This window comes from Tolumonas auensis DSM 9187 (genome assembly GCF_000023065.1).
GTDB classification, from domain to species: Bacteria; Pseudomonadota; Gammaproteobacteria; order Enterobacterales; family Aeromonadaceae; genus Tolumonas; species Tolumonas auensis.
Genome location: NC_012691.1, coordinates 1,827,811 through 1,854,663, shown reverse-complemented (window position 1 = coordinate 1,854,663; position 26,853 = coordinate 1,827,811). Strand labels below are relative to the sequence as shown.

31 protein-coding genes and 1 riboswitch are annotated in these 26,853 nt (G+C 49.8%); of the genes, 28 read left to right on the top strand and 3 right to left on the bottom strand.

The annotated features are described in order from the left end of the window. Nucleotide 1: 1 nt before the first annotated feature. The 3 genes from pduC to pduA are packed head-to-tail and all read right to left on the bottom strand — an operon-like array spanning nucleotide 2 to nucleotide 2,775. Nucleotides 2-1,666, bottom strand: coding sequence for a propanediol dehydratase large subunit PduC (gene pduC / locus TOLA_RS08575; protein ID WP_015878767.1), 1,665 nt, complete (start codon nucleotides 1,664-1,666; stop codon nucleotides 2-4). A 21-nt stretch (nucleotides 1,667-1,687) separates the two neighbouring features. Beyond that, the gene (gene pduB / locus TOLA_RS08570) at nucleotides 1,688-2,494 is read right to left on the bottom strand and encodes a propanediol utilization microcompartment protein PduB (RefSeq protein ID WP_015878766.1); all 807 of its coding nucleotides are present in this window, start codon (nucleotides 2,492-2,494) and stop codon (nucleotides 1,688-1,690) included. Beyond that, a complete protein-coding gene (pduA, locus tag TOLA_RS08565; RefSeq protein ID WP_015878765.1) occupies nucleotides 2,491-2,775 on the bottom strand; it encodes a propanediol utilization microcompartment protein PduA in 285 nt (94 codons plus the stop codon). Before pduA ends, pduB begins: the two co-directional genes overlap by 4 nt. A gap of 624 nt (nucleotides 2,776-3,399) precedes the next feature. Between pduA and TOLA_RS08560 the strand changes: the two genes are divergently transcribed. From TOLA_RS08560 to TOLA_RS08425, 28 genes are all read left to right on the top strand, one after another. Continuing rightward, on the top strand, nucleotides 3,400-4,233 hold the full coding sequence (locus TOLA_RS08560) for an MIP/aquaporin family protein (protein WP_015878764.1): 834 nt from the start codon (nucleotides 3,400-3,402) through the stop codon (nucleotides 4,231-4,233). A gap of 228 nt (nucleotides 4,234-4,461) precedes the next feature. Further along, complete coding sequence (gene pocR, locus TOLA_RS08555) at nucleotides 4,462-5,361, top strand: transcriptional regulator PocR (protein ID WP_015878763.1); 900 nt, start codon at nucleotides 4,462-4,464, stop codon at nucleotides 5,359-5,361. Nucleotides 5,362-5,682: 321 nt separating this feature from the next. Further along, nucleotides 5,683-5,857, top strand: a riboswitch (cobalamin riboswitch). A 125-nt stretch (nucleotides 5,858-5,982) separates the two neighbouring features. After that, on the top strand, nucleotides 5,983-7,356 hold the full coding sequence (locus tag TOLA_RS08550; RefSeq protein ID WP_015878762.1) for a cobyrinic acid a,c-diamide synthase CobB: 1,374 nt from the start codon (nucleotides 5,983-5,985) through the stop codon (nucleotides 7,354-7,356). Continuing rightward, nucleotides 7,353-8,312: an adenosylcobinamide-phosphate synthase CbiB gene (cbiB, locus tag TOLA_RS16670; protein ID WP_015878761.1), complete on the top strand. Its 960-nt coding sequence runs from the start codon at nucleotides 7,353-7,355 to the stop codon at nucleotides 8,310-8,312. Before TOLA_RS08550 ends, cbiB begins: the two co-directional genes overlap by 4 nt. Before the next feature lie 3 nt (nucleotides 8,313-8,315). Beyond that, nucleotides 8,316-8,960: a cobalt-precorrin-8 methylmutase gene (locus TOLA_RS16665; RefSeq protein ID WP_015878760.1), complete on the top strand. Its 645-nt coding sequence runs from the start codon at nucleotides 8,316-8,318 to the stop codon at nucleotides 8,958-8,960. Continuing rightward, nucleotides 8,957-10,093, top strand: coding sequence for a cobalt-precorrin-5B (C(1))-methyltransferase CbiD (gene cbiD / locus TOLA_RS08535; protein WP_015878759.1), 1,137 nt, complete (start codon nucleotides 8,957-8,959; stop codon nucleotides 10,091-10,093). Before TOLA_RS16665 ends, cbiD begins: the two co-directional genes overlap by 4 nt. After that, nucleotides 10,090-10,695: a cobalt-precorrin-7 (C(5))-methyltransferase gene (locus TOLA_RS08530; protein ID WP_015878758.1), complete on the top strand. Its 606-nt coding sequence runs from the start codon at nucleotides 10,090-10,092 to the stop codon at nucleotides 10,693-10,695. Before cbiD ends, TOLA_RS08530 begins: the two co-directional genes overlap by 4 nt. Beyond that, the gene (locus TOLA_RS08525) at nucleotides 10,682-11,260 is read left to right on the top strand and encodes a decarboxylating cobalt-precorrin-6B (C(15))-methyltransferase (protein ID WP_015878757.1); all 579 of its coding nucleotides are present in this window, start codon (nucleotides 10,682-10,684) and stop codon (nucleotides 11,258-11,260) included. Before TOLA_RS08530 ends, TOLA_RS08525 begins: the two co-directional genes overlap by 14 nt. Beyond that, nucleotides 11,244-12,017 (top strand): cobalt-precorrin-4 methyltransferase, encoded by a 774-nt coding sequence (locus TOLA_RS08520; RefSeq protein WP_015878756.1) that lies wholly within the window; start codon nucleotides 11,244-11,246, stop codon nucleotides 12,015-12,017. The genes TOLA_RS08525 and TOLA_RS08520 overlap by 17 nt, the downstream gene beginning before the upstream one ends. Further along, nucleotides 11,998-13,074: a cobalt-precorrin 5A hydrolase gene (cbiG, locus tag TOLA_RS08515; protein WP_015878755.1), complete on the top strand. Its 1,077-nt coding sequence runs from the start codon at nucleotides 11,998-12,000 to the stop codon at nucleotides 13,072-13,074. The genes TOLA_RS08520 and cbiG overlap by 20 nt, the downstream gene beginning before the upstream one ends. Beyond that, nucleotides 13,074-13,799 carry a precorrin-3B C(17)-methyltransferase gene (locus TOLA_RS08510; protein WP_015878754.1) on the top strand — a complete coding sequence of 242 codons (726 nt, stop codon included), beginning with the start codon at nucleotides 13,074-13,076 and terminating at the stop codon, nucleotides 13,797-13,799. Before cbiG ends, TOLA_RS08510 begins: the two co-directional genes overlap by 1 nt. Next, nucleotides 13,799-14,596: a cobalt-precorrin-6A reductase gene (locus TOLA_RS08505; protein ID WP_015878753.1), complete on the top strand. Its 798-nt coding sequence runs from the start codon at nucleotides 13,799-13,801 to the stop codon at nucleotides 14,594-14,596. The genes TOLA_RS08510 and TOLA_RS08505 overlap by 1 nt, the downstream gene beginning before the upstream one ends. After that, on the top strand, nucleotides 14,593-15,384 hold the full coding sequence (gene cbiK / locus TOLA_RS08500) for a sirohydrochlorin cobaltochelatase (protein WP_015878752.1): 792 nt from the start codon (nucleotides 14,593-14,595) through the stop codon (nucleotides 15,382-15,384). Before TOLA_RS08505 ends, cbiK begins: the two co-directional genes overlap by 4 nt. Then, nucleotides 15,384-16,109, top strand: a complete 726-nt coding sequence (locus tag TOLA_RS08495) for a cobalt-factor II C(20)-methyltransferase (RefSeq protein ID WP_015878751.1) — start codon at nucleotides 15,384-15,386, stop codon at nucleotides 16,107-16,109. Before cbiK ends, TOLA_RS08495 begins: the two co-directional genes overlap by 1 nt. Before the next feature lie 26 nt (nucleotides 16,110-16,135). After that, nucleotides 16,136-16,855, top strand: coding sequence for an energy-coupling factor ABC transporter permease (locus TOLA_RS08490; RefSeq protein ID WP_015878750.1), 720 nt, complete (start codon nucleotides 16,136-16,138; stop codon nucleotides 16,853-16,855). Nucleotide 16,856: 1 nt separating this feature from the next. Next, the gene (locus tag TOLA_RS08485; RefSeq protein ID WP_015878749.1) at nucleotides 16,857-17,141 is read left to right on the top strand and encodes an energy-coupling factor ABC transporter substrate-binding protein; all 285 of its coding nucleotides are present in this window, start codon (nucleotides 16,857-16,859) and stop codon (nucleotides 17,139-17,141) included. Beyond that, nucleotides 17,125-17,802 (top strand): energy-coupling factor ABC transporter transmembrane protein, encoded by a 678-nt coding sequence (locus tag TOLA_RS08480; RefSeq protein ID WP_015878748.1) that lies wholly within the window; start codon nucleotides 17,125-17,127, stop codon nucleotides 17,800-17,802. Before TOLA_RS08485 ends, TOLA_RS08480 begins: the two co-directional genes overlap by 17 nt. Continuing rightward, nucleotides 17,799-18,623: an ATP-binding cassette domain-containing protein gene (locus TOLA_RS08475; protein WP_015878747.1), complete on the top strand. Its 825-nt coding sequence runs from the start codon at nucleotides 17,799-17,801 to the stop codon at nucleotides 18,621-18,623. The genes TOLA_RS08480 and TOLA_RS08475 overlap by 4 nt, the downstream gene beginning before the upstream one ends. Further along, nucleotides 18,620-20,176, top strand: a complete 1,557-nt coding sequence (locus tag TOLA_RS08470; RefSeq protein ID WP_015878746.1) for a cobyric acid synthase — start codon at nucleotides 18,620-18,622, stop codon at nucleotides 20,174-20,176. Before TOLA_RS08475 ends, TOLA_RS08470 begins: the two co-directional genes overlap by 4 nt. Further along, nucleotides 20,173-20,721: a bifunctional adenosylcobinamide kinase/adenosylcobinamide-phosphate guanylyltransferase gene (cobU, locus tag TOLA_RS08465; protein ID WP_015878745.1), complete on the top strand. Its 549-nt coding sequence runs from the start codon at nucleotides 20,173-20,175 to the stop codon at nucleotides 20,719-20,721. The genes TOLA_RS08470 and cobU overlap by 4 nt, the downstream gene beginning before the upstream one ends. Nucleotides 20,722-20,730: 9 nt before the next feature. Next, the gene (cobS, locus tag TOLA_RS08460; RefSeq protein ID WP_015878744.1) at nucleotides 20,731-21,471 is read left to right on the top strand and encodes an adenosylcobinamide-GDP ribazoletransferase; all 741 of its coding nucleotides are present in this window, start codon (nucleotides 20,731-20,733) and stop codon (nucleotides 21,469-21,471) included. Nucleotides 21,472-21,515: 44 nt separating this feature from the next. Continuing rightward, the gene (gene cobT, locus TOLA_RS08455; protein ID WP_015878743.1) at nucleotides 21,516-22,571 is read left to right on the top strand and encodes a nicotinate-nucleotide--dimethylbenzimidazole phosphoribosyltransferase; all 1,056 of its coding nucleotides are present in this window, start codon (nucleotides 21,516-21,518) and stop codon (nucleotides 22,569-22,571) included. 180 nt (nucleotides 22,572-22,751) lie between these two features. Beyond that, the gene (locus TOLA_RS08450) at nucleotides 22,752-23,033 is read left to right on the top strand and encodes a DUF134 domain-containing protein (protein WP_015878742.1); all 282 of its coding nucleotides are present in this window, start codon (nucleotides 22,752-22,754) and stop codon (nucleotides 23,031-23,033) included. 236 nt (nucleotides 23,034-23,269) lie between these two features. Beyond that, nucleotides 23,270-23,809, top strand: coding sequence for a NifB/NifX family molybdenum-iron cluster-binding protein (locus tag TOLA_RS08445; RefSeq protein ID WP_015878741.1), 540 nt, complete (start codon nucleotides 23,270-23,272; stop codon nucleotides 23,807-23,809). 102 nt (nucleotides 23,810-23,911) lie between these two features. After that, a complete protein-coding gene (locus TOLA_RS08440; RefSeq protein WP_015878740.1) occupies nucleotides 23,912-24,355 on the top strand; it encodes a PaaI family thioesterase in 444 nt (147 codons plus the stop codon). Beyond that, entirely contained in the window at nucleotides 24,339-25,199 is an 861-nt protein-coding gene (locus tag TOLA_RS08435; protein WP_015878739.1) for an MBL fold metallo-hydrolase, read from the top strand. The genes TOLA_RS08440 and TOLA_RS08435 overlap by 17 nt, the downstream gene beginning before the upstream one ends. Nucleotides 25,200-25,260: 61 nt before the next feature. Then, on the top strand, nucleotides 25,261-26,085 hold the full coding sequence (gene modD / locus TOLA_RS08430) for a ModD protein (protein ID WP_015878738.1): 825 nt from the start codon (nucleotides 25,261-25,263) through the stop codon (nucleotides 26,083-26,085). A 71-nt stretch (nucleotides 26,086-26,156) separates the two neighbouring features. Next, nucleotides 26,157-26,846: a hypothetical protein gene (locus TOLA_RS08425; protein ID WP_015878737.1), complete on the top strand. Its 690-nt coding sequence runs from the start codon at nucleotides 26,157-26,159 to the stop codon at nucleotides 26,844-26,846. The last annotated feature ends 7 nt before the right edge of the window (nucleotides 26,847-26,853 follow it).

Below are 26,853 nucleotides of genomic sequence, written 5' to 3'. Positions count from 1 at the left end.
CTTATCCCAATTCGTTAGGGTCAAGCGCATTCGGGATGTTTTTGATCTCTTCCCAACGAGCGCCTTCCAGACGATAACCAGTGCCGGGGCCAGCATAGTCATTCACATCATTCACTGCCGACAGCACTTGGTTGTCGCCGACGATGATGGCGGAGGTATGCAGGTAATCACCGGAGATCTTGGCTTTCTGGATGTTGAGCATGTCTTGCGCGATATCGGCAAAACCGCCTTGTGCCAACGCTTTCACCACTTCCAGACCGGTGCGGTTGTGCTCGATGATTTCCTGCGCGGCTTTCAGATCTTCCACAATGTTGCGTTCAGGCATGTCTTTCGAGCCGTGAGCGTAGGTTGCCGCCGTCACTTCCTCGTCGGTAATCGCTGGTAAACCCATGCCGGAAAACACGGCTTGCAGTGCGCGGGCTGCTTTATTGCGAACGGCAACCACATCTTCTTCACGCACAGGGCGCAGACCACCGTCGACTTTCAAGTCACGTTGCAGCACGTTGTAGTCATCGAAGTCTTCTGCATCTTCGTTGGAACCAGCGAACATGTTGTCGTAGTTCGGCACCGCAGAATAACCGGATGAAATGAAGTCAGTACCCGGCAGGAACTGCATCAGCAGACGCGCAGTACGACGCATATCCGAGTGGGTGAAGGTCTGGTCGTTACTGGACGCACATTCCAAATCAATGGAAGAGCAGATCAGGTTTTCCGCCAGTACCGCACGAATGCCTGATGGCACAGCAGAAGGTACGCCGATGCAACTTACGGAACCGTTTTGCAGACCCTGAACGCCCGCTGCTTTGGTGATGTAGATACAACGCGCTTCCAGATACAGCATGGATTTGCCTTCGGCATAGCCCATCTGCACTTCAGAACCTGAGCCAGAAGTGAAACGCATTTTCAGCCCGCGTGACGCATAGGAAGAGGCGAGGAAGCCTTTTGACCATGGCGTGTCGTCACCATCGGTGAATACCGGTTCAGTGCCGTACACTGAAATGGTTTCGGCATAACAGGTGTGACCCAGCATCCCAAGTTTCAGCTCGGTGGCTTCTTCCAGCGAACATTGAGTTAACACGCCAGGGCGACCGACTTGTGAACCTACCAGCAGCGCAATCGCATTGAACGGTGCATAACGGGCAACCGCTACGGTGGTTTCCTGTTCATCGAAGCCGCGATATGCACCTTCGGCCGCGTCGGCGGCGATCTGCACTGGGTTATCACGCACGTTAGTAACGTGAGCCTGTTGTGATGGGGTGCGACGGGCGCGCATTTTCTGCATCGACATCATCATTTCCACCACGTTCATGTGGGTCATGACTTCCACGATTTTGGCGGGTGTCATCGCAGTGGTCAGCGGGATGATGTCTTTGCGCGATACGTTCGGATCGCACAGCATATTGGCGAGTTTTTTGGAATCCATCGCCATGACTTCTTCTGCACGTTTCAGGTTGATACCGTAACGGGCGATGAAATGGTCAATCAGGTCAAACTCTGCTTTGGGTTTGCTGTCCAGCTCAACGACTTCACCGTTCACGATCTTGATCGACGGTTTCGGGTCGTTTGGGCTTTCCATGGCGATGAAGCCTTCTTCCACCCACTCTTTGACGAAGCCGTCCTGATTCACAGGGCGTTTCGCCAGTGCTTCAAATCTTTTCGATCTCATGTCAAAACCTCAGTCGCGTACTCAGATGTAGGAAGGACGGGTATTGGTTGGTTCGTCACCCAGTGCACTGAGCAGGGTCTTGCCGATTTCGCGGGCAGAGATCACCGCCTGACGCACAGCGCCAGAATCACCAGAGACGATCAGAATGACTTCGTTGCTAAAGCTGGTACCATGTGCCGGCGAGCTGTAAGCCACGACATCGACATTGGCGGATTTCACTGCGGTGTCTGCCATCAGCACACCCACAGAAGCTGGTGCACCAACGATCACGCCACAGGCTTTGCCGAGTGGGGCGCCGAAGGCTTTTTCCAGCGCATAACTGGCGCGGGCGCTGTATTGCAATTCGATATGACCGGCTTCATTGGCGTAAACATCGCCGAAGGTGCGATCCAATTCTTTCAGTGCCACTTCGACGGCACGTTTCACGTCAGAAACGTCTTCACCACCGAACACGATCAACGAGCCGTGGCCCGCACCACCTTTGGTGTCGCGTGGCAGCTCGATGCTCACTACTTCGGTGTTAGTGCCTTTCACTGCTTCATCGGCGGCCATGATGTGTGGGCCAGCACCGGTGCGTGCACCTAAAATGCCGATAGAGCGATAACGTTTTTCCAGTTTCATTGCGTCGAGCAGTTGTTGATCAACGTTCGCGATAACTAGTCCTATCGTGTCACCAATCGCAGTGCCTACGAACTCAGTTAAGCTGCAGGATTTTTCAGCCATTGTTTTGCCTCGTTGTGTTGTTTGCGGAGCGGTAGCCGCAGTTTGATCGCTGACTTTCGCCATCACCTGAGCCATGATTTGTTCGACCAGGTTGTCCTGACTCATTGGCTAATTCCTTTTGGAAGGATTTTTTCAACATCAGTGTGAGGGCGAGGAATAACGTGCGTTGCTACAACTTCGCCAACATTGGCTGCGGCGGATGCACCTGCATCGGTGGCGGCTTTCACGGCACCGACATCGCCCCGAACAATCACGGTCACCAGACCGGAACCAATTTTTTCGTAACCCACCAACACGACATTGGCGGACTTAACCATGGTGTCTGCGGCCTCAATCGCCGCGGTTAACCCACGGGTTTCGACCATACCTAACGCTTCTTGTTGCATGTGATACCTCGACTTAATCTCTGGGAGAGCTGCAGAGCGAATATACGAAGAAGCGATAAAAAAGAATGGCTGTCTTAACTGTTTTAACAGGGAAAAAATTAACCATGCATATTAAAAAATTGTCATGAAATGGCAGTGGATGCTTGAATATCAAGGCATTGCCAAAAACGGAGGGATATTAATTTTTCAGGAATTGATAATGCAGAAACAGAAAAAAGCAGATGACATGAAATAATGGTTGTGTTAATTGCGTTGCGCGCTTGGATAGTAAAGAAAAACAAAACAAGAAAATCCGGACAAAATTTCTGAAAAACTGGCAAATCAATGAAGGTAAAAAAATAAACAATGTGATGATTTATAAATCTGAGAGCGCTGTAGCAATATTGAAGGTTGAAAATAACCAGAAATTCACATCTGACCAATTTTTATAACCAGTTGTACTGAAATAAGAATATTGAAAATTCAAAAAGAAAGATGGCAATTTTTTGCTATACCATCACGACTTTTTGCTGTTGGTAAAAACCAACATGCCAATTATTTTGCCAACCTGCCGGATATAGTGAATGTGACACGATTCGGGTGTCAGCCCAACAATCACTTAAAACAACGGACCAGGGTATAGATATGAATGATTCATTAAAAGCGCAATGTATCGCCGAGTTCATGGGAACCGGCCTGTTCATCTTCTTCGGTGCCAGCTGTTTGAGTGCCGTTAAGCTGGCAGGTGCAAGCTTCGGCTTATGGGAAATTTGTATTGTATGGGGACTGGGTATTGCACTGGCTGTCTATCTGACTGCGGCGATATCGGGGGCGCATCTTAACCCGGCGGTCACGATTGCATTATGGCTATTTGCTTGTTTTGATGGCAAAAAAGTGGCTCCTTACATTATCTCACAGGTAGCCGGGGCGTTTGGTGGTGCCTTGGTATGTTACGTGCTCTATTACAATTTGTTCATCGATTATGAGGTGGCGCACAATATGGTGCCAGGAACGCCAGAGAGCCTGTATCTCACCAGCATTTTCAGTACCTATCCACACCCCTCTATTTCATTAATCCAGGCATCACTGGTCGAAATCATTATCACATCGATTCTGATGTGTCTGATCATGGCATTAACCGATGATGGCAACGGCGTGCCTCGTGGTCCGTTAGCTCCCTTGTTAATCGGTATTCTGGTCGCGGTTATCGGCGCAGCTACTGCACCATTAACCGGATTTGCGATGAACCCGGCCCGTGACTTCGGACCAAAATTATTTACCTTCCTGGCTGGGTTCGGTGAAGTATCGTTTACCGGCGCCCGCGATATTCCATATTTCATTGTACCGATTGTGGCGCCGATTATTGGTGCCTGTGGTGGTGCTGCCTGTTATCGCATGCTGATCGGTAAAAATCTGCCATGTAATGCGTGTAATATTGAAACTGAAAAAGTTGAAACTGAAAAAGCAGAAGAGTTGTAAAAATTAATCCAGATCAAACTCCCGCAAGCAACCAGGCGTTCTGAATATCAGACTGCCTGGTTTTTTAATGATTATTGTCTGAATGATCACCTTTCCTGAGAACCAAATATGGTAAAAATGTCCTTTGATGAAATTTTATTCGTTCAGAATGAATGGCCGGATTATCCATACCAGCTCATGCATTTTGAATGACAATAAATATAACTAAATACAGCTGAGAGTTTTGTCATGACTTCTGTTAGTTCTTTAGACTCAGATCTCATCAATAAAATAGCGTTGGATTTTGCCCACGCTACGGGTTTAGCTGTTGTTGTTGTTAACATCCACGGTGAAGAGATCTCCGAACGTTTCAACTTTACGTTGTTTTGCCAGAAGATGCGGCAAGATCCGGAACATTACCTGCGTTGCAAGATGAGTGATCGCTGCGGCGGACTGGAGGCATCGAAAGACAACAAGCCCTGTATCTATCGTTGTCATGCCGGGCTGACTGATTTTTCCATTCCTATGGTGATTGCCGGTCATCTGGTGGGGTTTGTGTTATGCGGGCAGGTGCGTGTCAGTAATGACGTTTCAATGGATAATATCCAGAAAGTGGATCAGGAATGGCAAACAGACCATGAACTGATGAAGGAATACGAGAATATTCCCCTGGTGGATTATTCTAAAATAATTGCATCGGCCGATCTGCTGAAACTGATTGTCGACAATTGCATCAAAAAGCACCTGAATTTTATTGTGATCAATGATACTGCATCATCGGAGCCGGAAAGGTCAAAACCGGTTGCGGCCTATGATGCGAAGATAAAAAAGGCACTGCGTTATATTGATACGCATTTCTCTGAAGATCTGCGGCTGGAGGATGTCGCAGCTCATATCTATCTGAGCCCTTACTATTTCAGCAAGTTATTTAAAAAGCAGCTGGGCATCGGTTTTAATGCCTATGTAACGCAGCAGCGGATGAATAATGCGAAACAGATGCTGCAATACAGCGACTGGTCGATAGCCAGTATTGCGAAAAATCTGGGTTTTTCTCAAACCAGCTATTTTTGCAAGGTTTTCCGGCAAACGTTTCAAGTCACTCCGCAAATGTACCGGGATACATTAGTGAGTGATGGCCTCGCTAGTTAACACCGTGTTTCTTGATTCATTGACCGGGTTTTAATACCCGGTTTTTTTACGGCATTTGTGTGCTGTTTAACATTTTCAGATTGCAGTAAATCGCCAGAAATTCATATTTAGTGAAATCTGATAAATGACCGGTAAAGCCTGATATGACGGTGATCCGGCATATGACAGCGCAATAAATTATTGTAATTCGCCAAAAATTTACTGTTCTAACGGTAAAGACAGCCATTTTTTTGATCTGGCTGAGGGTATAGTGTTTTTAACAGGATAAACTCTCGGTTTATCAATGATATTCAAAGGACGCCGTTACTAATCATGTAATAGCCAGATTTTCGGTAGACGTGTATGACGATTTATCGTCCGGGAAGGAGGTGTGAATCCTCCGCAGCCCCCGCTGCTGTGATGCTGACGACTCTGTATAACCACTGATCTCTTGGATTGGGAAGGGCAGAGAAGGATGACGCTAAGCCAGAAGACCGACACGGATACAACAGCTTCAACTCCTTCGGTGGGAAGTGGGTTGTCAGCATATGCATCGCTGTTGCTCACACAGCGGTGACACCTGCTTATGACAACCATACTTCCCGGCCGGCAAGCCGGGATTTTTTTGTATAGCAGGATGGTATGAAAGCGTTTTTGATTGGTGGAACAAGCAGTGGTAGTGGCAAAACAACGATAACGTTGGGTTTGTTGCGTGCTTATGCCCGCCGGGGTTTGCGCGTTCAGCCATTTAAGGTAGGGCCGGATTATATTGATACCGGCTGGCACACGCAGGTGACGGGTGTTGCATCCCGTAATCTGGATGCGTTTATGTTGCCGGAGTCTGCGATTGCGCGACTCTTTCACTATCACGCATCGAAAGCCGATATTGCCATCATCGAAGGGGTGATGGGGTTATTTGATGGTTTTGGTGTTGATCCGCTTTACTGCAGCAGTGCAGGCATGGCCAGACAGTTGGGTTGTCCGGTCATTTTGATTGTCGATGGCAAAGCGGTTTCTACTTCTGCCGCTGCGACAGTTCTCGGGTTTAAGCTCTTCGAACCGAGCGTTCAAATCGCAGGTGTGATCCTCAATAACGTCAATTCAGATTCGCACTTCGCAATGCTAAAAGATGCGATTGAGTTGTACTGCCATATTCCGGTGTTAGGCCGCGTTCCCGTCATTAAAGAAATCAATTTACCTTCCCGGCATTTAGGATTGGTGACGGCACATGAACAGGCTGAGCTTGATCTGAAATGGGATCTACTGGCCGATGCTATCGAACAACATATCGATCTGGATCGTTTGGCTGAAATTGCAGAAATACCTGATTTACCGGAAAAACCTGAGTCGTTAGCACCGGATTCACTGATTGGTGTCGGAAGCGGATTAAAACTCGCACTGGCGGAAGACGAAGCGTTCAACTTTTATTATCAGGACAATATCGAATTACTCGAAGCGGCAGGGATAGAGATTGTCCGTTTTAGCCCGTTACGCGATGCAGTGGTTCCTGCTTGTGACCTGATTTACCTCGGGGGCGGCTACCCTGAAATTCACGCCGCAACCTTGTCTCAGAATTCATCCATGCTGGCTTCCGTGCAACAGGCACATCAGCGTGGTGTGCCGATTTATGCCGAGTGTGGTGGCTTGATGTATCTGGGAGGGTCATTAACCACGGCATCCGGCGATTCCTATCCGATGGCTGGCATCTTCCCCGGTGAAAGCAGAATGACGACATCACTCAAACGCTTTGGTTATTGCCAGGCCAGAGCAGAACAAGCCACTTTGTTGGCGAAAACTGGCGATGTTATTCGTGGTCATGAATTTCATTACTCCGATTTTCACACCGATCTGCCAACGGTATTTCGTTTTTCTAAAGAGCGGGATGGGGTGGAAATGAGCCACTGGTATGGTGGTTATCAATCCGGGAACACGCTGGCGAGTTACCTTCATGTGCATTTTCTGCAAAACCCGGCCATGTTGTTGCGCTGGTTTGAAATTGCGAGGGCAGTGAAATGACTCTTGCGATTTATAGCGTCGCCTTCATCCTCGATCTGATTATCGGTGATCCGCAGAACTGGCCACATCCAATCCGCTGGATTGGTAACTGGATTTCGCTGGTTCAAAAAGGGATCCGGAAGGTATGCCGTAGTGAGCGGGCACTGTATGTTGGCGGCGGTGTGTTGTGGCTGTCGGTGGTGGGGCTTACCTGGCTGGTTACTTGGGGTGTCATCACATCGTTAAGTTCTGTGAATGTCTGGCTGGGCCGGGCTGCAGAGCTCTGGCTGGCTTACACCATTCTGGCGGGTCGTTGCCTGAGTGATGCGGCAATGGATGTTTACCGGGCGCTGGAGTCAGGTTCGATTGAAGATAGTCGCTGTCAGCTTTCCTATATCGTCGGACGGGATACCTCCCAGCTGAATGAAACTCAAATCACCCGCGCCGTGGTGGAAACCGTGGCGGAAAATACCGTCGATGGCGTGATTGCACCGCTGTTTTATCTGTTCATCGGCGGTGTCCCGCTGGCGATGGCGTATAAAGCCATCAATACCCTGGATTCGATGGTCGGCTACAAAAACGATAAATACCGCGCGATTGGCTGTGTGTCTGCCCGCATCGACGATCTGGCAAATTTTATTCCTGCCCGTTTGAGCTGGCTGTTCTTTACGCTGGCAGCGGCATTTCTGCGACTCAATGTTGTTCAGGCGCTGCGCATCGGCTGGCGGGATCGCTATCAGCATAAAAGTCCGAACTGTGCCTGGTCTGAGGCGACGGTCGCCGGTGCACTCGGTGTGCGTCTTGGTGGTCCGAATGTCTATTTCGGGGAACTGGTGGAAAAACCCTGGATTGGCGATGAACACCGCGCCATTACCCGCTCTGATATCAAATTAACGATTCGACTGATGATGGTGGCGTCTCTGATCGCACTGCTGTTCTTTTCTGTCGTTTATTACGCTGTTGAACGAGGTATTTAACGCATGGATTACATTAAACAGCCGCAACTGATCGAACAGCACAGCTTTGAAATTATTTCCGGGATCATTTCAGAAGAACGTCCGGAATACCGGTTTGCCGATCCATTGCAGGAAAAAATCATCAAGCGTGCCATTCATACCACGGCTGATTTTGACTGGCTGGATATTCTGACGTTCTCGCACGATGCACTCGATGCCATTATTAGCGCGCTGAAACAGGGCTGTACGATTTTTACCGACACGACTATGGCGTTATCGGGCATTAACAAAACCCAGCTCAAGGCGATGGGGTGTGATATTCAGTGTTATGTCGCGCATCCTTCGGTGGCTGAAGTAGCCAAAGAAAATGGTATTACACGCTCGATGGCTGCTGTCGATCTCGCCATGCAAACACCCGGTGCCAAATTATTCGTCTTTGGTAATGCGCCGACGGCTTTATTCCGTTTACTCGAAATTTGTCAGCAACAACCGGAACAACGCTGTCCAGTGGTTGGTGTGCCGGTCGGCTTTGTCGGAGCCGCCGAATCCAAACAGGCACTGACTGAAAGTCAGCTGCCTTACATTGCAGCATTAGGCCGAAAAGGTGGCAGTAATGTTGCTGCCGCGATAGTGAATGCCATTCTCTATCATCTGCGGGAGGCGCAATGAATATTGCACTGGCCGATGACAAAGTCTGGCATAAGGGCAAATCCTACCGCAAAGGCTATACCACGGGTTCCTGTGCCACCGCGGCTGCCAAAGTTGCGACGCTGATGATCCTTCGTCAGCAGGTGATACATCAGGTCTCCATCGTGACGCCATCCGGCGTGACATTGCAGCTGAATGTCGAAGAACCGTTGATCCATGGTTTGCAGGCATCTGCGGCGATCCGCAAAGATGGCGGTGATGACGTCGATGCCACGCATGGCATGCTGATCTACGCGCAGGTGGTATTACGGAATGATGCCACTATCACGATTTCCGGTGGCACCGGGGTTGGTAAAGTCACCCGCAAGGGGATTGGCCTGCCGGTTGGCAACGCTGCTATCAACAAAACACCGCTGCAGACCATCGAAGCCGCAGTACGTGAAGTGCTCGGTCCTGAACGGGGCGCCGATATCACCATCTTTGCACCGGAAGGTGAAGAGCGGGCACAACGTACCTATAACGGCCGGCTTGGTATTGAAGGCGGCATCTCGATTATCGGTACGACAGGTATTGTCACACCGATGTCAGAAGAGAGCTGGAAGCGCTCTCTGGCGCTGGAACTGGAACAGAAACGTGCGCAGGGCATGGAAAAAATCATTCTTGTGCCCGGTAATCATGGCGAACGTTTTGTCCGTGAACAGATGCAGCTCGACAGTGAACTGGTTGTGACGATGAGTAACTTTGTCGGTTATATGCTGCAGGAAGCGGAGCGGCTGGCATTCCGGCATGTGGTGCTGATAGGGCACCTTGGCAAACTCATCAAAGTCGCTGCCGGTATTTTCCATACGCACAGCCATATTGCGGATGGCCGGATGGAAACGCTGATCACGCATCTAGCGCTGCTGGGTGCGCCGAATTCATTACTGCAGGCGATCTATGCCTGCAATACCACTGAAGCCGCAATGGAACTGATTGAAGCGCAGGGTTATCAGGAAGTTTATAACACCATCGCTACCCGCATTTGTGAACGTATCAATCAGATGCTGCGTTACTCTCCGCAACCATTCCAATGTGATGCCATTCTGTTTTCGCTCGATAACCAGCCGCTGGGCAGTAACCGTCCGATCACTGACATTGTGGAGGCTCTGCGATGATTACCGTGGTGGGGATGGGCCCGGGCGATCCGATGTACCGGACACAAGTTGCGACCGATCTGATAGCAAAGGCGGATGTTCTGGTTGGCTGGCCGCGCATGTTGTCCGGATTCCCTGATTTTCATGGGGAAACGCATGTTCTTGATGCCGATCTGGACAAACTGCTGATCTGGCTGAAAGCCAATGCGCAGCGGAATGTGGTGGTGCTGGCTTCCGGCGATCCGTTAATTTTTGGTATCGGCAAACGACTTGCCGAGCAGTTGCCGGTCGAACAGCGACAAATCATTTCCGGCATCAGTGCCGTGCAATATCTGTTCGCCCGGATCGGGCTGGACATGAATGACCTTTATCTCACCAGCAGTCATGGCAAACAGCCTGATTTCGATTTCATTTTTCAGCACGACAAAGTCGCCATGGTGACGGATCGGGAAATTGGCCCGTTTCAGATCGCGCAGGAAATCCGGCGCCGGGGGCTAAACCGGAGTCTGGTGATTGGTGAAAACCTCTCTTATCCCAATGAACAGATCCATCTGCTGAAACCGGATCAGGTCAGACAACAATACGACATGAATGTAGTGGTGATCCTGAATGAAAGATGCTGAATTTTTGCGTGGTGAACAGGTGCCGATGACGAAAGAAGAAGTCCGTCTGATGGTATTGGAACGGCTCAATCTCCGGCAGGCCACCACATTGATTGATGTCGGTGCCGGTACTGGCAGCGTGGCTCTGGAAGCGGCGATCCGTCATCCGGAATTACATGTAATCGCCATTGAAAAAAATCCGTCAGCGTTACGGTTGATTGAAGAAAACCGGCAGCGCTTTGATTGTCAGAAAGTAAAAATCATAGCAGCAGAAGCGCCTTGCCCGCTGGATATTCAGGCCGACGCGATTTTTATTGGCGGCAGTGGCGGCAATCTGACTGACATCATCGACTGGGCGTTAACACGGTTGACCAAAACCGGACGGCTGGTCCTCAGTTTCATTCTGCTGGATAACCTGAATACCGCATTAACACACCTGAAAAAATGTGCTGTCGCAGAACTGGAATGTACCCAATTGCAGATCTCTCAAATGACCACATTAGGCAACGGTTTCTATTTCAAACCAAATAATCCGACTTTCATTATTTCCTGTAAAAAGGAGGCAATACATGCCTGCGACTTTTGATCCGTCTCTTGTTTATTTTGTTGGTGCAGGCCCGGGCGATCCGGAATTGATTACGCTGAAGGGGTATAACCTGCTCAGCCAGGCGGATGTAATCATCTATGCCGGTTCGCTGATCAATAAAGATCTGCTGCATTACTGCAAGAAAGGCGCTGCGTGCCATGACAGTGCCAGCCTGAATCTGGGCGAGATCATCGATCTCATGGCGACCGGCGTGCATACCGGGAAACTGGTGGTTCGTCTGCAGACCGGCGATCTTTCCTTATATGGCTCCATCCGTGAGCAAGGGGAAGAACTGGGCAAACTGGGGATTGGTTTTTGTTCTGTACCGGGCGTCAGCTCCTTCCTGGGCGCGGCGTCCGAGCTGGGTGTTGAGTATACCGTGCCGGAAATTTCGCAAAGTCTGGTGATTACCCGTATGTCCGGGCGCACACCGACACCGGAACGCGAATCACTGGAATCGTTTGCTGCGCATCAGACCTCTATGGCCATTTTCCTGTCAGTTCAGGAAATTGGTGAGGTAGTGGAACGACTCGTTAACGGCGGTTACCCGGTATCGACACCTGTCGCGGTAGTTTACAAAGCCACCTGGCCGGATTGTCAGGTCGTGAGGGGGACTCTGGCTGACATCGCAGCGCAAGTCACAACGGCGGGTATTCATAAAACGGCATTGATTCTGGTGGGTGCATTCTTAGGCGACGAATACCACTATTCCAAACTCTATGACGCCGGATTCAGTCATGAATACCGTCAAGCCTGAATCCATCGCGGTGTTCTGTCTGACGCCGGGCGGTTTGCGTCTGGCGAAAAGACTGAAGCAGCATTTGCCGCTGACCTGTTATTGCAGTGAAAAACTGCAGGAAGACGGTTTTGTCGCCTTTTCCGGATCATTTGCCGCGACGGCTGCGCAGGCATTTACCACGCATACCGCGCTTGTGGTGATCGGTGCAACCGGATTAACCGTCAGAGTCATTGCGCCGCTATTGAAAGACAAACTCTCTGACCCGGCAGTAGTCGTGATCGACGAACATGGTCAGCATGTGATCAGCCTTTTATCCGGCCATGTCGGTGGTGCCAATGAACTGACGCGCTATCTGGCGGGCGTATTAGGCGCTGACCCGGTGATCACGACCGCTACGGATGTTAATCAGCTGTCCGCACTGGACACACTGGCCGTGCAGCTGGATGCAGATATGTATGATTTCCGGCAATCGGTGAAAATCGTCAATCAGATGCTGGTGAGTGATCAGAAAGTAGGGCTTTTCTGGGATCACGACTCATTGCCGGATACCGAAGGACGCTGGCAGAGCGAACGTTACGATACACGGGGGTTTATCACCGTGAATTCGCTGACTGATCTGCCGCCTGATCTTTCCGCGCTGATTTGCGTCAGTTTACGGGAAACACTGCCTGAGCTGGCTATTCCTGTTTTTAAATTAGTGCCGCGCCGCATCGTTGCCGGTATCGGTTGCCGGCGTGCTACCTCATTTCAGTTATTACTCAGTTTACTGCAGCAGCAATTAGCCAAATATCAGCTGGATCCGTTGGCATTACGGGCAATTGGCAGTGTTGTTATCAAAGAAGACGAAGCTGCTTTAAAACATTTATCCGCATGTTGCCGTGTTCCTTTTGAGCTTTACAGCGTGAATGAACTGCGTCAGCACGAACACTTATTTCCTTCTTCAGATTTTGTCCGTCAAACCATAGGCGTCGGGTCGGTATCGCAGCCCGTTGCCTGGTTGATGAGTGATGGTCACCTGGTTGGTGACACGCTGCGTCAGCAAGGGGTGACTATTACCTTAGGAGTTTCTCACTGATGCTATATGTAATCGGGATCGGTCCCGGCAGTCAGGCCATGATGACCATCGAGGCACTGGATGCCATTAAAGACGCTGAAGTCATCGTTGGTTACAAAACCTATACCCATCTGGTCAAAGCACTGACTGTCGGCAAGGAAGTGATCAAAACCGGCATGTGCAAGGAAATCGAACGCTGTCTGGCGGCGATTGAACTGGCGCAAACCGGCAAAAAAGTCGCTCTGATCAGCAGTGGTGATGCCGGTATTTACGGCATGGCCGGTCTGATTCTGGAACTGGTCACCAAACAGAATATCGATCTGGAAGTCCGTCTTATTCCGGGTATGACCGCCAGTATCGCGGCTGCCTCATTGCTCGGCGCTCCGCTGATGCATGATTTTTGTCATATCAGCCTCAGTGACCTGCTGACCCCGTGGGAAGTCATCGAAAAACGCATTATTGCGGCCGCACAGGCTGATTTTGTCATTTGCTTCTATAACCCGCGCAGTCGAGGTCGTGCCGATCATCTGGAACGTGCCTTTGAGTTGATGGCGCCTTACAAGGCGGGAACCACTCCAGTGGGGATCGTGAAATCAGCCAGCCGCAAGAAACAGGAAAAATGGATCACCACCTTAGGTGACATGGACTTTGAACCGGTTGATATGACCAGTCTGGTGATTGTGGGTAATCAGTCTACCTACGAACACAACGGATTAATGATCACACCACGGGGTTACGAAGTCTGATGCAGCCGACGGTTCATGTCTTTGGTGGCACTTCCGATGCCCGTGCGCTTTGCCGGACGCTCGATCAGGCGGCGATCGCCTATAGCCTGTCTGTTGCCAGTGAAGTGGGGAAGGTGCTGGCACAGGATGTTGCCGGTCAAATCCATGTCGGCCGGATGGATGCCGGAGAGATGCAGGCATGGTTTCAAAGACAACAGATCGGATGGGTGATTGATGCTGCCCATCCGTATGCCACGGCACTGCGCGCCAATATTCAGCATGCGTGTCAGGCACTGGGAATACCGTTACTTCGTTATCAGCGTCCCAGTGAAATTGATGCAGTCAGTCATCCGTTGATTACGCGGGTCACCAGTATTGATGAAGCCTGTAAATGTGCTGGTGAGTTGGGACAACGGATCCTGTTAACGACAGGCAGTAAAGAGCTGGCTGACTACGTTCGCTTATTACCGGGGAAAACGCTGTTAGCGCGGGTTCTGCCTACGTCTGAGGTCATCGGCCAGTGTGAAGAACTGGGATTAGGCGTTGAAAATATCATCGCCATGAAAGGTCCTTTTACCGCGCAATTGAATCAGGCGTTGTATCAATTTTGTCAGGCCGATGTGGTGATCACCAAAGAGTCCGGCGCGGAAGGCGGGTATCAGCAAAAAATCGAACCCTGCATTGCGTTAGGAATTCCGTGCATTGTTGTTGAGCGGCCAGCTTCGGCAAAAACAGATTACTACGGTGAGGTCATCACCTCGCTGAATGAACTGGAAAACTACGTAACCCGCTGGATAAACCGGGAGCACTTGCTATGAAAAAAGCGTTGTTAATTGTCAGTTTCGGGACCAGCTATCCTGAAACATGTGAAAAAAACATTGTTGCCTGTGAACAGCGTATTGCACAGGCTTACCCGGATCGCGATCTGTTCCGGGCTTTTACCTCCCAGATGATCATCCGCAAACTGGCCAGCCGGGACGGCGTTCATATTGATAATCCGCAGCAGGCTCTGGCCCGTCTGGTCGCTGCCGGTTATCAGGATGTGATTATTCAGTCACTGCATGTCATTAACGGTGATGAATACGAAAAAATCGTTTTTCATGCCCGCAGCTATGAAGACCGTTTCTTGCGGCTGCGCATTGGTGCGCCGCTGCTCAGCAGTCATGACGATTTCCAGCAGCTCATCATGGCAATGCAGGCCCAGATGCCTGAACTTGCACCCGATGAACGGGTTGTATTTATGGGGCACGGTGCGACACACCATGCCTTCTCAGCTTACGCCTGTCTTGATCATATGCTGACGACACAAAACATTCCGGCACTGGTCGGCGCGGTGGAAAGTTATCCGGAAATTGAGTCCGTAATTGAACGCCTGCGTCGTGAATCTGTGCGCAAAGTTCACCTGATGCCACTGATGCTGGTAGCAGGCGATCATGCCATTAATGATATGGCATCTGACGAAGAAGACTCTTGGAAAACGCTGTTACAGCAAGCCGGTATTGACGCTCAGCCATGGTTACAGGGCTTAGGTGAAAATCCATTGATACAACAGATGTTTGTTGATCATCTGCAAGCCGTTATTGAACAAGCCGAGGAGGCCGCCTGATGTCCGGTAAATTATTCGCCATTGGTACAGGCCCTGGCAGCAGTGATTTGATCACCGTTCGTGCGGCTCGTCTGCTGGCAAATCTTGATGTGTTATATGCCCCGGCGGGCCGGAAAGGCGGTGACAGTCTCGCGTTATCGATTGTCCGCGAATATCTGACCGGCCATGTCGTTATTAAAGAGCGTCATTTTCCGATGAGCACCCACGAAGATGAAAAAGAAAGCATCTGGGATACCGTGGCTGAAGAGATCCGGCAGGATGTTAACGCCGGAAAACAGGTTGGATTCATTACGCTTGGTGATGCCATGCTGTTCAGCACATGGGTTTTTCTGCTGGAACGATTGCAAGGCCGGATCCCGCTGGAAGTGATCCCCGGTGTCACGTCGTTTGCCTGTATTGCATCACGGGCGGTGTTCCCGCTGGCAATGGAACAACAGACCATGGCGGTGGTTTCCTGCACCGCGCCGGAAGCAGAACTGGAGCAAGCCCTGCAGCAACATGATTGTATCGTGATGATGAAAGTGTATGGCCGGTTCGGTCAAATCAAAGCTTTATTAGCCCGTCACCACCTGCTTCCGAATGCGCTGCTGATGTCAGAAGCTTCATTGCCCAATGAACAATGCTTCCGTCAGTTGCAGGAGATCGGTGATGACGTGGCATTGCCGTATTTCTCCACCATTCTGGTGAATAAACAGTGGCTGGCTGCAGAACCACAAACGTTGTGAGATGAACGAAACGGGAAGGAGTCACTATGAAGACTAATCATATCGCGGGTCTCAGTACCATCCTGATGCTGGCAATGGTGCCGCAGACTGCGTTTGCTATGCACATCATGGAAGGATTTCTGCCGCCAGTGTGGGCATTAACATGGTGGCTGCTGTTTATTCCGTTTCTTATTCTGGGCGTCAGACAGCTGAAACAGATCGTGAGTCAGAACAGTCATCAGAAAGTGTTATTAGCTCTTTGCGGCGCTTTCATCTTTGTCCTTTCTGCCCTGAAACTGCCTTCTGTGACAGGAAGTTGTTCCCACCCAACCGGCGTGGGTCTGGCCATCATCCTGTTCGGTTTTCTGATCGTGCCTGTTCTGGGTGGCATCGCGCTGTTATTTCAGGCGCTGCTTCTGGCTCATGGGGGAATCACCACGCTGGGTGCCAATGGCATGTCGATGGCGGTGATCGCGCCGGTGGTGGGATATCTGGTCTGGATAACCACCAATAAAATCGGATTGCGCAAAGATATTTGTGTCTTCCTCTGCGCCATGCTGGCTGATTTAGCAACATATATAGCCACGGCGTTTCAGCTGGGCGCAGCCTTTCCGGATCCGCAATTTGGTATGTGGGCGGCAGTTTCCAAATTCATGGGAATTTTCTGTCTGACTCAGATCCCGATTGCGATTGCCGAAGGATTATTAACCGTGCTGGTTTACGACCAGCTCACTAAACGCCAGTTACTGACTATAAGTGAGCATTGAAATGAAAAAAACCGTGTTATTGCTTTCTCTGGTGATTGCGCTTGCGGTCTTGCCTTTTTTCATCAACCACGGCGGTGACTATGGTGGATCTGATGGTGCAGCGGAAGCGGTGATTCAGCAATTGGCGCCGGACTATCAGCCATGGTTCACACCGTTTTTCGAACCGGCAAGCAGTGAAATCGAGAGCCTATTGTTTACCTTGCAAGGCTCCATCGGTTCGGCAGTCATTTTTTATATTCTGGGTTATTACCGGGGAAAACGGGCGGGTCATGCTAATCATCGATAAACTGTCATATCAAAGCCGCTGGTGCCAGTCTGATCCCCGGCGCAAGTTCTGGCTCTACCTGATCCTGCTGGTCGTGGCGTTAACCGGCTCACCGCTGGTGCAGATATTTGAACTCGCCGGTACCGCCGTATTGACCTGTCATCTGCTGCAAATCAGTGTGCAGCGTTATCTGCGCTGGCTGGCGATTCCGCTGTTTTTTTTATTGGTCGGTTTGCTGGGCATTCTGATTTCATTTACTACCGAGCCAGCAAGAATGTTGTGTTCTGTGCAGATCGGCGATCTTGCCATCGGTATTGATCCGGCAGGATTACAGGCTGCACATCATACGTTCTGGCGTAGTCTGGCTGCGCTCTCGGCAACTTATCTCTTTGTTTTAACAACGCCGTTTAACCAGCTGATCCGTTTACTGCAGATGAGCCGGTTGCCGCATGTTCTGATCGAACACATGCTGCTGACATATCGTTTTATCTTCATTCTGATTGAAGAAGCGAGTGCCATTCGTCAGGCGCAATCACTGCGTTTTGGTTATATCTCGCTGCGCTGCAGCTATCGGTCTATGGCCATGTTAGTGGGATTATTGCTGCAACGGGTGATTTATCGCTATCAGCAAATGGAAACGGCGCTTGATGTAAAACTCTTTGAGGGGGAATTTCATCTATGAGTCTGACGACCCGCCAGCTTTCTTTTCACTATCAGGCCGGAGAACCAGTGCTGCATGATCTTTCGCTCGATTTCACGCGCGGCAGGGTCATTGGCATTCTGGGGGCGAATGGCTGTGGTAAATCAACGCTGTTTATGAATTTGCTGGGTGTACTGAAACCGCAGCAAGGACAAGTGCTGTGGAATGGCGAGCCACTGAAGTATGACAAAAAAAGCCTGCGCCAGCTGCGACAACAGATTTCCATGGTATTTCAGGATCCGGATCAGCAGATTTTCTATACCGATATCATGAGTGATATCGCATTCAGCCTGCGCAATCTGGGAATGGAAGAACACATTATCCAGCAACGTGTTAATCAGGCACTGGCGCTCGTTGACGCGGAATCATTCCGGCACAAACCCATTCAGTATTTAAGTCATGGCCAGAAAAAACGGGTCGCTATCGCCGGGGCACTGGTGATGGATGCCGATTACCTGTTACTCGACGAACCAACGGCTGGCCTGGATCCGGCCGGACGGCAGCAGATGATCCATATCATCGAACGGATCGTCGCACAGGGGAAACGGGTTGTGATTTCCAGTCACGATATCGATCTGATTTATCAGGTTTGCGATTATCTCTATGTGCTGTCACAAGGCCGTTTGCGGTGTGAAGGCAGTGAACGGGAAGTGTTTCTGCAAAGCCCGGTATTGCACGAAGCCGGGCTGGTTCAGCCATGGCTGGTCAAATTGCACACCGAATTAGGTATGCCGCTTTATAAAACGGAACAACAACTGTTTGCTGCGCATAACGGGCAGCCACTCATGCGGGAGGCATTATGAGTCAATCAATTATGATTCAGGGCACGGCTTCAGATGTCGGTAAAAGTGTATTAGTGGCTGGTTTATGCCGGATTTTCACGCAGGACGGACATCGCTGCGCCCCGTTTAAATCGCAGAATATGGCACTGAATTCCGGCATTACCGCGAATGGTGATGAAATGGGGCGGGCGCAGATTTTTCAGGCAGAAGCCGCCGGTATTGCGCCGGATGTCCGCATGAACCCGGTATTACTCAAACCAACCAGTGATCGCAAATCACAGGTGATCCTGATGGGTAAAGTGCTCTGTGATATGGATGCCGTGAGTTATCACCAGTTTAAGCCGCAGCTGCAAAATCAGATCCATGAGGTGTATCAGAGCCTCGCCCGTGAACATGACATCATGGTACTGGAAGGAGCCGGCAGCCCCGCGGAAATCAATCTGCGTGACCGCGATATCGTCAACATGGGCATGGCAGAGATGATTGATGCGCCGGTGATCCTTGTCGCCGATATTGATCGGGGCGGGGTGTTTGCCTCGATCTACGGTACGCTGGCATTACTGGCAGAATCAGAACGGGCACGGGTTAAAGGCGTCATCATCAATAAATTCCGGGGTGATGTTGCGCTGCTGATGCCGGGCGTCCGCCAGATAGAAGAGCTGACCGGCGTGCCGGTGCTGGGCGTGATGCCTTATCTGCAGGTCGATCTGGAAGATGAAGACGGGGTTGTTCTGCAGTCCGGTAAATACAAACAGGCGAAAGCCAACGATAAAGAAGAAAACACGCTTGATATCGTGGTTATTCAGTTACCGCATATTTCCAATTTTACCGATTTCAATGCGTTGGCAGCACAACCGGATGTCCGGCTGCGTTATGTCGCCCGACCTGAGTTGTTAGGGGCTCCTGATCTCATTATTGTTCCGGGCAGTAAAAACACGCTGGGTGATCTCTGTTATCTCAACGAAAGCGGACTGGCTTCCTGCATCATTGCACAGCATAACCAGGGTAAACCAGTGATCGGGATCTGCGGCGGTTTTCAGATCATGGGGAAACGGCTGATCGATGGCGTTGAATCCGGCATTGATGAAATGGATGGTCTGGGTCTGCTGGATTGTGAAACCGTCTTCGCCCGTAACAAGATCACGACACAGGTAACAGGGCAGATCCATCCTAACGTGACGGGTCTTTTTGCGCCCGGCAAATCACTACCGCTGATCGGCTATGAAATTCATATGGGTGAAACGACCCGTGGTCAGCATACCCGACCTTTCACTGTCATCACCTCCCGCAATAAAAAAGCGCTTCAGTTTGAAGACGGTGCCATTAACGAACAGGGCTCGGCGGCAGGCACTTACATTCACGGACTCTTTGATAACGCTGATTTCACCCGGACATTGCTGAATCAGTTACGGGCAGGGAAAGGGATAGCGCCTTTACCGCTTTCACAATTCAGCTATCAGCTATATAAAGAGCAGCAATTTGATATTCTGGCAGATGCTATGCGTCAACATATTGATATAGAAGAGATTTATAAGATTATGCAACAACAGCAACAAAACAGGAGCGCAGTATGATCCTGATCACCGGTGGTGCCCGCAGTGGTAAAAGCCGACTGGCGGAACAATTTGCAGCAAAGCAGGGCGATAACGTGCTCTATATTGCCACATCCATTGTGACCGATGACGAAATGGCGCAACGCATTGCCATCCATCAGCAAACCCGTCCGGCGGCATGGCAGACCCATGAGGGATTCAGCCGCCTCGGCAATGTGATCCGTGAACGGGGCGCACAGCACGATGCCATCATGCTGGAGTGCATCACCACGATGATCACGAATCTGATGTTTGAAAACACAGGCGATATTCCGGCAGAAGAGATGGATTTTGTCGCGCTGGAAAACAAGATCAATCTGCAGATCGAACAGCTGATTGAGGGCTGTCAGCAGTGTCCTTGTCCGGTCTATATCGTAACCAATGAAGTCGGTTTTGGCATTGTGCCGGAAAACCTGCTGGTGCGCCGGTTCCGGGATATTGCCGGCCGGGTTAATCAGCGTCTTGCCGCCTTCGCGGACGAAGTCTATCTCGTCGTTTCCGGCATTGAATTGAAAATGAAAGGGTAGGCAGACAATATGAAACTCTTTCTGGCGATGCTGCAATTTATGACCCGTATTCCGGTGCCGGAATCCTGGACCAAAGACCTGGATTTTAACCGTTCCGTTGAAGGTATTATCTGGTTTCCGCTGGTTGGTTTTGTTGTTGGTGCCGTGGCAACAGCCGTGTATTCCGCAGCCTTGCTCTGGTCAGATGTCTATCTGGCCTCCGCCTGTTATGTGCTGGCATTAGCATTAATCACCGGTGCGTTTCACCTCGATGGTTTGGCGGACACCTGTGATGGCATTTTCTCGGCCCGCAAACGGGAACGCATGCTCGAAATCATGCGCGACAGCCGGCTGGGTACGAACGGCGGGCTGGCACTTATCTTTATCATTCTGTTCCGTGTGCTGGCTGTTGCGCACTTAGCTTCTGTATCGCAGGCGTTAGCACCATTCCTGTTATGGGCGGCGCCGGTTGCCAGTCGTGCGCTGATGGTCGTGCTGATGTACCGCCAGCCGTATGCCCGTGAAAGCGGGTTAGGGAATGTCTTTATCGGCAAGGTATCCGGCAAGCGAACCATGCTGACTTTATTGCTGGGGCTGGTGTTAGTCACCTTGCTCGGACAGGGACAGGCGAGTATCGCTTTTCTGTTAACACTTTTATTTTCATATTGTTATCAGCGTTTTATTCATCATCGTCTGGGTGGTCAGACCGGCGATACGCTGGGTGGCGGCAATGAACTGTTTGAGTTGTTTTTTATCCTGACGCTGCTGTAGGCAGCGAATTGAGCATGAATCGTCCAATAAAGCGAGGTAGCAATATGCATACTCTGGGTCAATTGATTGATCAGATAAAGCCGCTCGATCAAGATGCAATGAAACAGGCTAAACACCAGACAGACGGATTATTAAAACCGCTCGGCAGCCTGGGGCGTCTGGAAGATATCGTCACTCAATTGGCTGGTATTTACCGGACTCCGGAGCTGAAAACCGGGCGCAAACAGATCATTGTGATGGCAGCTGATCATGGTGTATTTGATGAAGGAATTGCGGTCACACCGAAAAATGTCACGGCGATTCAGGCCTTCAATATGACCCGGGGATTAACCGGGGTTTGCGCTCTGGCTCACGCCGCCGGTGTTGAAGTGAATATCGTTGATGTGGGTATCGACTGCGATCCGCTGCCGGGTGTCCTGAATATGAAAGTCGCGCGGGGATGCGGCAATATTGCCAAAGAACCGGCGATGACGCGTGAACAGGCGGAACAGCTCCTGCTTGCCAGCGCAAATCTGGCCATGGCGCAGGTTGCTAATGGTGTCGCCATACTGGGTGTCGGGGAATTGGGTATCGGGAATACGACGCCCGCTGCTGCGATGGTCAGTGTACTGACCGGCACGAAACCAGAGCAGGTTGTCGGGCTCGGCGCCAATTTTCCCAGCGATCGTTTACATCATAAAATAGCCGTGGTTGAACAAGCTATCGCCTGTAACCGGCCTGATCCCAATGATGGTCTGGATGTTCTGGCTAAAGTGGGCGGCTTTGATCTGGTTGGTATGACCGGTGTGATGCTGGGTGGCGCTGCAGCGGGAGTGCCTATTGTGCTGGATGGTTTTCTCTCCTACGCCTGTGCACTGGTTGCCTGTCGTATTGCACCCCAAGTCTGGCACTATCTGCTGCCTTCTCATTTATCCGCAGAAAAAGGCTCTTGTGTTGCCTTGGCGCATATGGATCTAAAACCGTTCCTGCAGCTGGATATGCGTTTAGGTGAGGGCAGTGGTGCCGCCATCGCTATGCAAATTATTGACGCGGCCCACTCCATGTACAACCGGATGGGAAAACTGGCTGATGATAATTTAGCTTTGCCAGTGCCATCCTGATCTAATTCACTTCAGTCATATCCATAGCATTTTCATATCTACAAATGAGCCCTGTAAAAGGGGCTCTGCTTTTAAAGGCTGGATCAATGGAATGAACCAGCGCTTCATCTGCGCTTGTTTTGCGTCATCGTTTCTTGTTCAATAGGGTAAATTTATTGCATATGCTATAAAGGAGTGCTTATGGGACGACCTAAAATCCCGCGTAATATTTGTGGTAAACCAGCAGATAGCTGTTTTAAACCGAATGGTATTCCAATGACTGAATTGGAACGGGTTGAATTGGCTCCGGATGAATTTGAAGCTTTACGCTTAGTTGATTTGCAAGGAATGCTGCAACAGGACGCTGCTGTTGTGATGGGCGTGTCCCGCCAGACATTGGCTAATCTTGTTAAAGCCGCGCGATGCAAAGTGGTCGATTGTTTAGCGCATGGCAAAGCATTGATGATGCATCATTCAGATTAGAGATCCTGGTATTTCTCAAATTCATATGTTGCATATGCCAATTAATGACACTATATTTGGCATATGCCAGTTATTGCTGCTCCAGATTTTTGGATGTGAATGGTTTGAAAGGCAATGTCGCGTCAGGGAATAGCAGTAATTGGCTACATCAGGTCAGAACTCGCCACGGAAAATTGCAGGAATTTGCCAGGTTCGGGAAAGACCACTCAGTCGTATTAATAAAGGAGTCATGTCCGATGATTACTGCCATTCCAATGAAAGAAGATCGTGTTGCCAGTCATTTCACTAAAGCTGATAGCTTTGTCTTTATCAATGAAAACGGTGATGTGATATCTCGTAAAGCTAACCCGGCATTGAATGCAAATTGTTCTGGTAAAAGCGAATTATTGACGCTGCTACAAGCGGAGAATGTGCAGCGAGTGATTGTTCGCAATATTGGGGAACGTATTCTTGGCAAATTACTGGATAGTCAGTTTGCTGTATATCAGACCAGCTGTGGCCGTCAGGATGCTAAAGAATTAGTGAGTGAACAGGCGAATAAGTTGACGCAACTGACCAATGCCTCACAAGGGCGTCAGTCACTGAACCATGAAGCCAAACAAGCCAATGGCGGTTGTGGCTGTAACCATGACGAACATGAGCATCATGATCAATGTTGTGGTGAAAACAAAACATCTGATCAGGAACATCATCACGGCGAAGGTCGTTGCTGCCAGAACCGTCACGAGGGACAAATGGCCCATCATGGACAAGGTCGGGGCCGCTGCTGCCATTAATCCCCATAAGATCAATTACGTTAGCTGTTGAGAAAGTTTCAGCCGAATAATTTATCTGTGATCAGGAAGGTTCATTCCTTCCTGATCTAAAGCAGGAACAACATGAAAACTTATCAGGCATGTCTGCAAAGCCATGCAAATTGTGTTGTATGTAGCGATGGCGATCAAAATCCACATTCACTGCAACTCAGGTTTATCCATGTGGCAGAAAATGAAGTTGCTGCTGATTATCGGGTAAATAAAAAGCATCAGGGATATACCAACTTATTACACGGCGGCATTGCCAGTACGTTGCTGGACGCCGCGATGACGCATTGCCTGTTATCAAAAGGGATTGAAGCGCTGACTGCGGAACTGAATGTGCGTTTTCATACGCCGGTTTTAGTTGGTGATTCGGTGCAGATCATGGGTCGTTTAATTAGTCAGCGACGCGGTATTTATTTACTGGAAGCCACCCTGTCAGTGGCAAAGCAAGTTTGTGTGAAAGCGACAGGTAAGTTCATTCAACCTAAAGGGGGAGTGATCCATCGTGAGTTGTCTGTTTGAGTTGACTGTTATCTGCGATAACCATGCAGCAGAGGGGTTACTCCCTGAACATGGTCTGGCATTTGTGCTTCGTGCGGATAAAAACAATATTCTGTTTGATACCGGCAGCGGCGAAACATTGATCCACAATGCGACTAGACTGGGTATTGATCTGGCTGATATCACTTATCTGGTACTGAGCCATGGTCACTTTGATCATACTGGTGGGATCGCCCAGGTGCTGCACTTGAATGAACACTGCCCGCTCATTGCACATCCCTTTGTCTTATCTGAACGATACAGCCGTCATCCCGATCTGCCTGTAAGACGTATCAGCATGCCATTCAGTGTTCAGGCCGCGTTACAGCAATTATCTCCGATACGGCTACGCTGTCAGTCAGTATCTTCTATGCTGAGCAACAACGTAGGTGTTACCGGCAAAATCCCGCGAACCAGTTTATTTGAAGACACAGGCGGGCCATTTTATATTGATGAAGCAGGCCAGTTTAATGACGCCATCCCGGATGATCAGGCCTTATGGATTAATACACCGCAGGGTCTGGTGATTATTCTGGGCTGTTGTCATGCCGGTGTCGTGAATACGATCGAATATATCCGTCATCTTGCCGGGGAGTCTCGTGTTGCGGGCATCATTGGCGGACTCCATCTGCTCCATGTATCTCCTGAACGGATTGAACAGACCCTTATTTATTTAAAAAAACTCAAGCCTGATTTCATCTATGCCGGACATTGCACTGGTGATGATGTCATTGTGACGATGCATGAAAATCTGCGGGATAGTGCCGTGTCGCAGCTATACGCCGGTATGCATATAGGAACTGTGAATCGTTTACTCTGTTCATAGATGTTGGCACCTTTCTTGATATTACTTTCAGGGTGGTCTTCATTATCAAAAGGATTTTGTGATGCGCTGTGTGCTTACCGATGAGCAATTGTTGAAGTTATTACACGACGATGTGCCATTTGGAGACTTGACTACCGAACTGCTGCTTACAGCAGATAAACCGGTTCAGATCACTTTTGCCGCCCGGCAGGACATGACGGTCTGTTGTGTCGAAGAAGCGGCCCGGCTGTTTGAATTGTGTGGTGCAACGAGCGAACTGCTGGTTTCATCGGGTCATTCGGTAACGAAAGGTTCTGTGTTGCTGAAAGCGACAGGCCATACCGATGCGTTATTTGCAGTCTGGAAAGTGACACAGATACTGGTGGAATGGGCGAGTGGGGTTGCCAGTGCAACTCGTGCTCTGGTTGACGCCGCTGGTTCTGTTCCGGTTGCCTGTACCCGAAAACAGACTCCGGGTACGAAAGCGCTATCGGTCAAAGCGGTGAAAGCGGGTGGCGGTGTCATTCATCGGCTGGGCTTATCAGAAAGCATTTTGCTGTTTGCGGAACACCGGCAATTTTTGGCAGAGACACCAGCCGCTATTTTGCAGCGATTGAAAACCCAGGCACCGGAACATCGTCGTGTTGTCGAAGTGCATGATCTGGACGATGCCAGACTGTGGGCCAAAGCAGGTGCAGAAGTCTTGCAAATGGATAAATTCTCGCTGGAAGATGTACGCGCCTGCGCTGCATTCTGCCGGGAAAATCAGCTGCCTGTGATTCTTGCAGCAGCAGGGGGCGTTAATGCAAAAAATGCAGCGGACTATGTTGCCGCAGGTGCGGGTTTACTGGTGACGTCCGCGCCGTATCATGCAGAACCGAAAGACGTGCAGGTTATTTTTTCTTAATTGAAGGAAAACGCACATAAATCTCAAATAGGGTAAAATCGCCTGATTAGACGCAGAACGAATGGATAGTCATGGCTGATATTTGGTTACATAGAAAACAAGAGTTAATTCGTGTCATTAATCAGGTGACTGATACCGATTACGATGACTTAGACATGTCTGTGGTATTGAATGTTTTATGGACCGCTGATGATGAAGAACGTGACTATTTGAATTCAGTACTAAGAGGCATGATCTCGGGTAGCTTTGATGAGAGTAACTACTCGAAATCATTTCTGGAACAGTTAGACCTGATCTGTGGTGTTCCGGTTGAGGCACGCGACTATCAGGAGGAAGAGAACGACAGCGAAGAATCTGAACTGGAAGATGAACTCGCCGAGGAAAGGGAGACCAATTCGGGTCGCAGTTGGATAATCTGTTTTCTTTCATTAAGTGCGGTAATATTTTCTTTATATATGAACAAAGCCACTTTTAATATAACGGCCATTCTGGAATCGTTTCCGAAATGGCCATATTTCTGGTTTGAGTTCACACTTGTTGTTGTCGGCTTAATATTTACAGCCTATATAATTAAATCCATAGTAAATACCATTGCTGAACATGTGGCTACAGTTGGGTATTTATTGCTATTTATGCCATTACTCTGGGTATTAAAGGGGTTTACCTTTAGTTCATCGCTATGGTTGTATACCAGTGGGGCTTTATTGCTTATTTTTATCACCTCACTGAGTCGTATTTGTAGTCGGAAAACCATAGGGTAAAACAAAA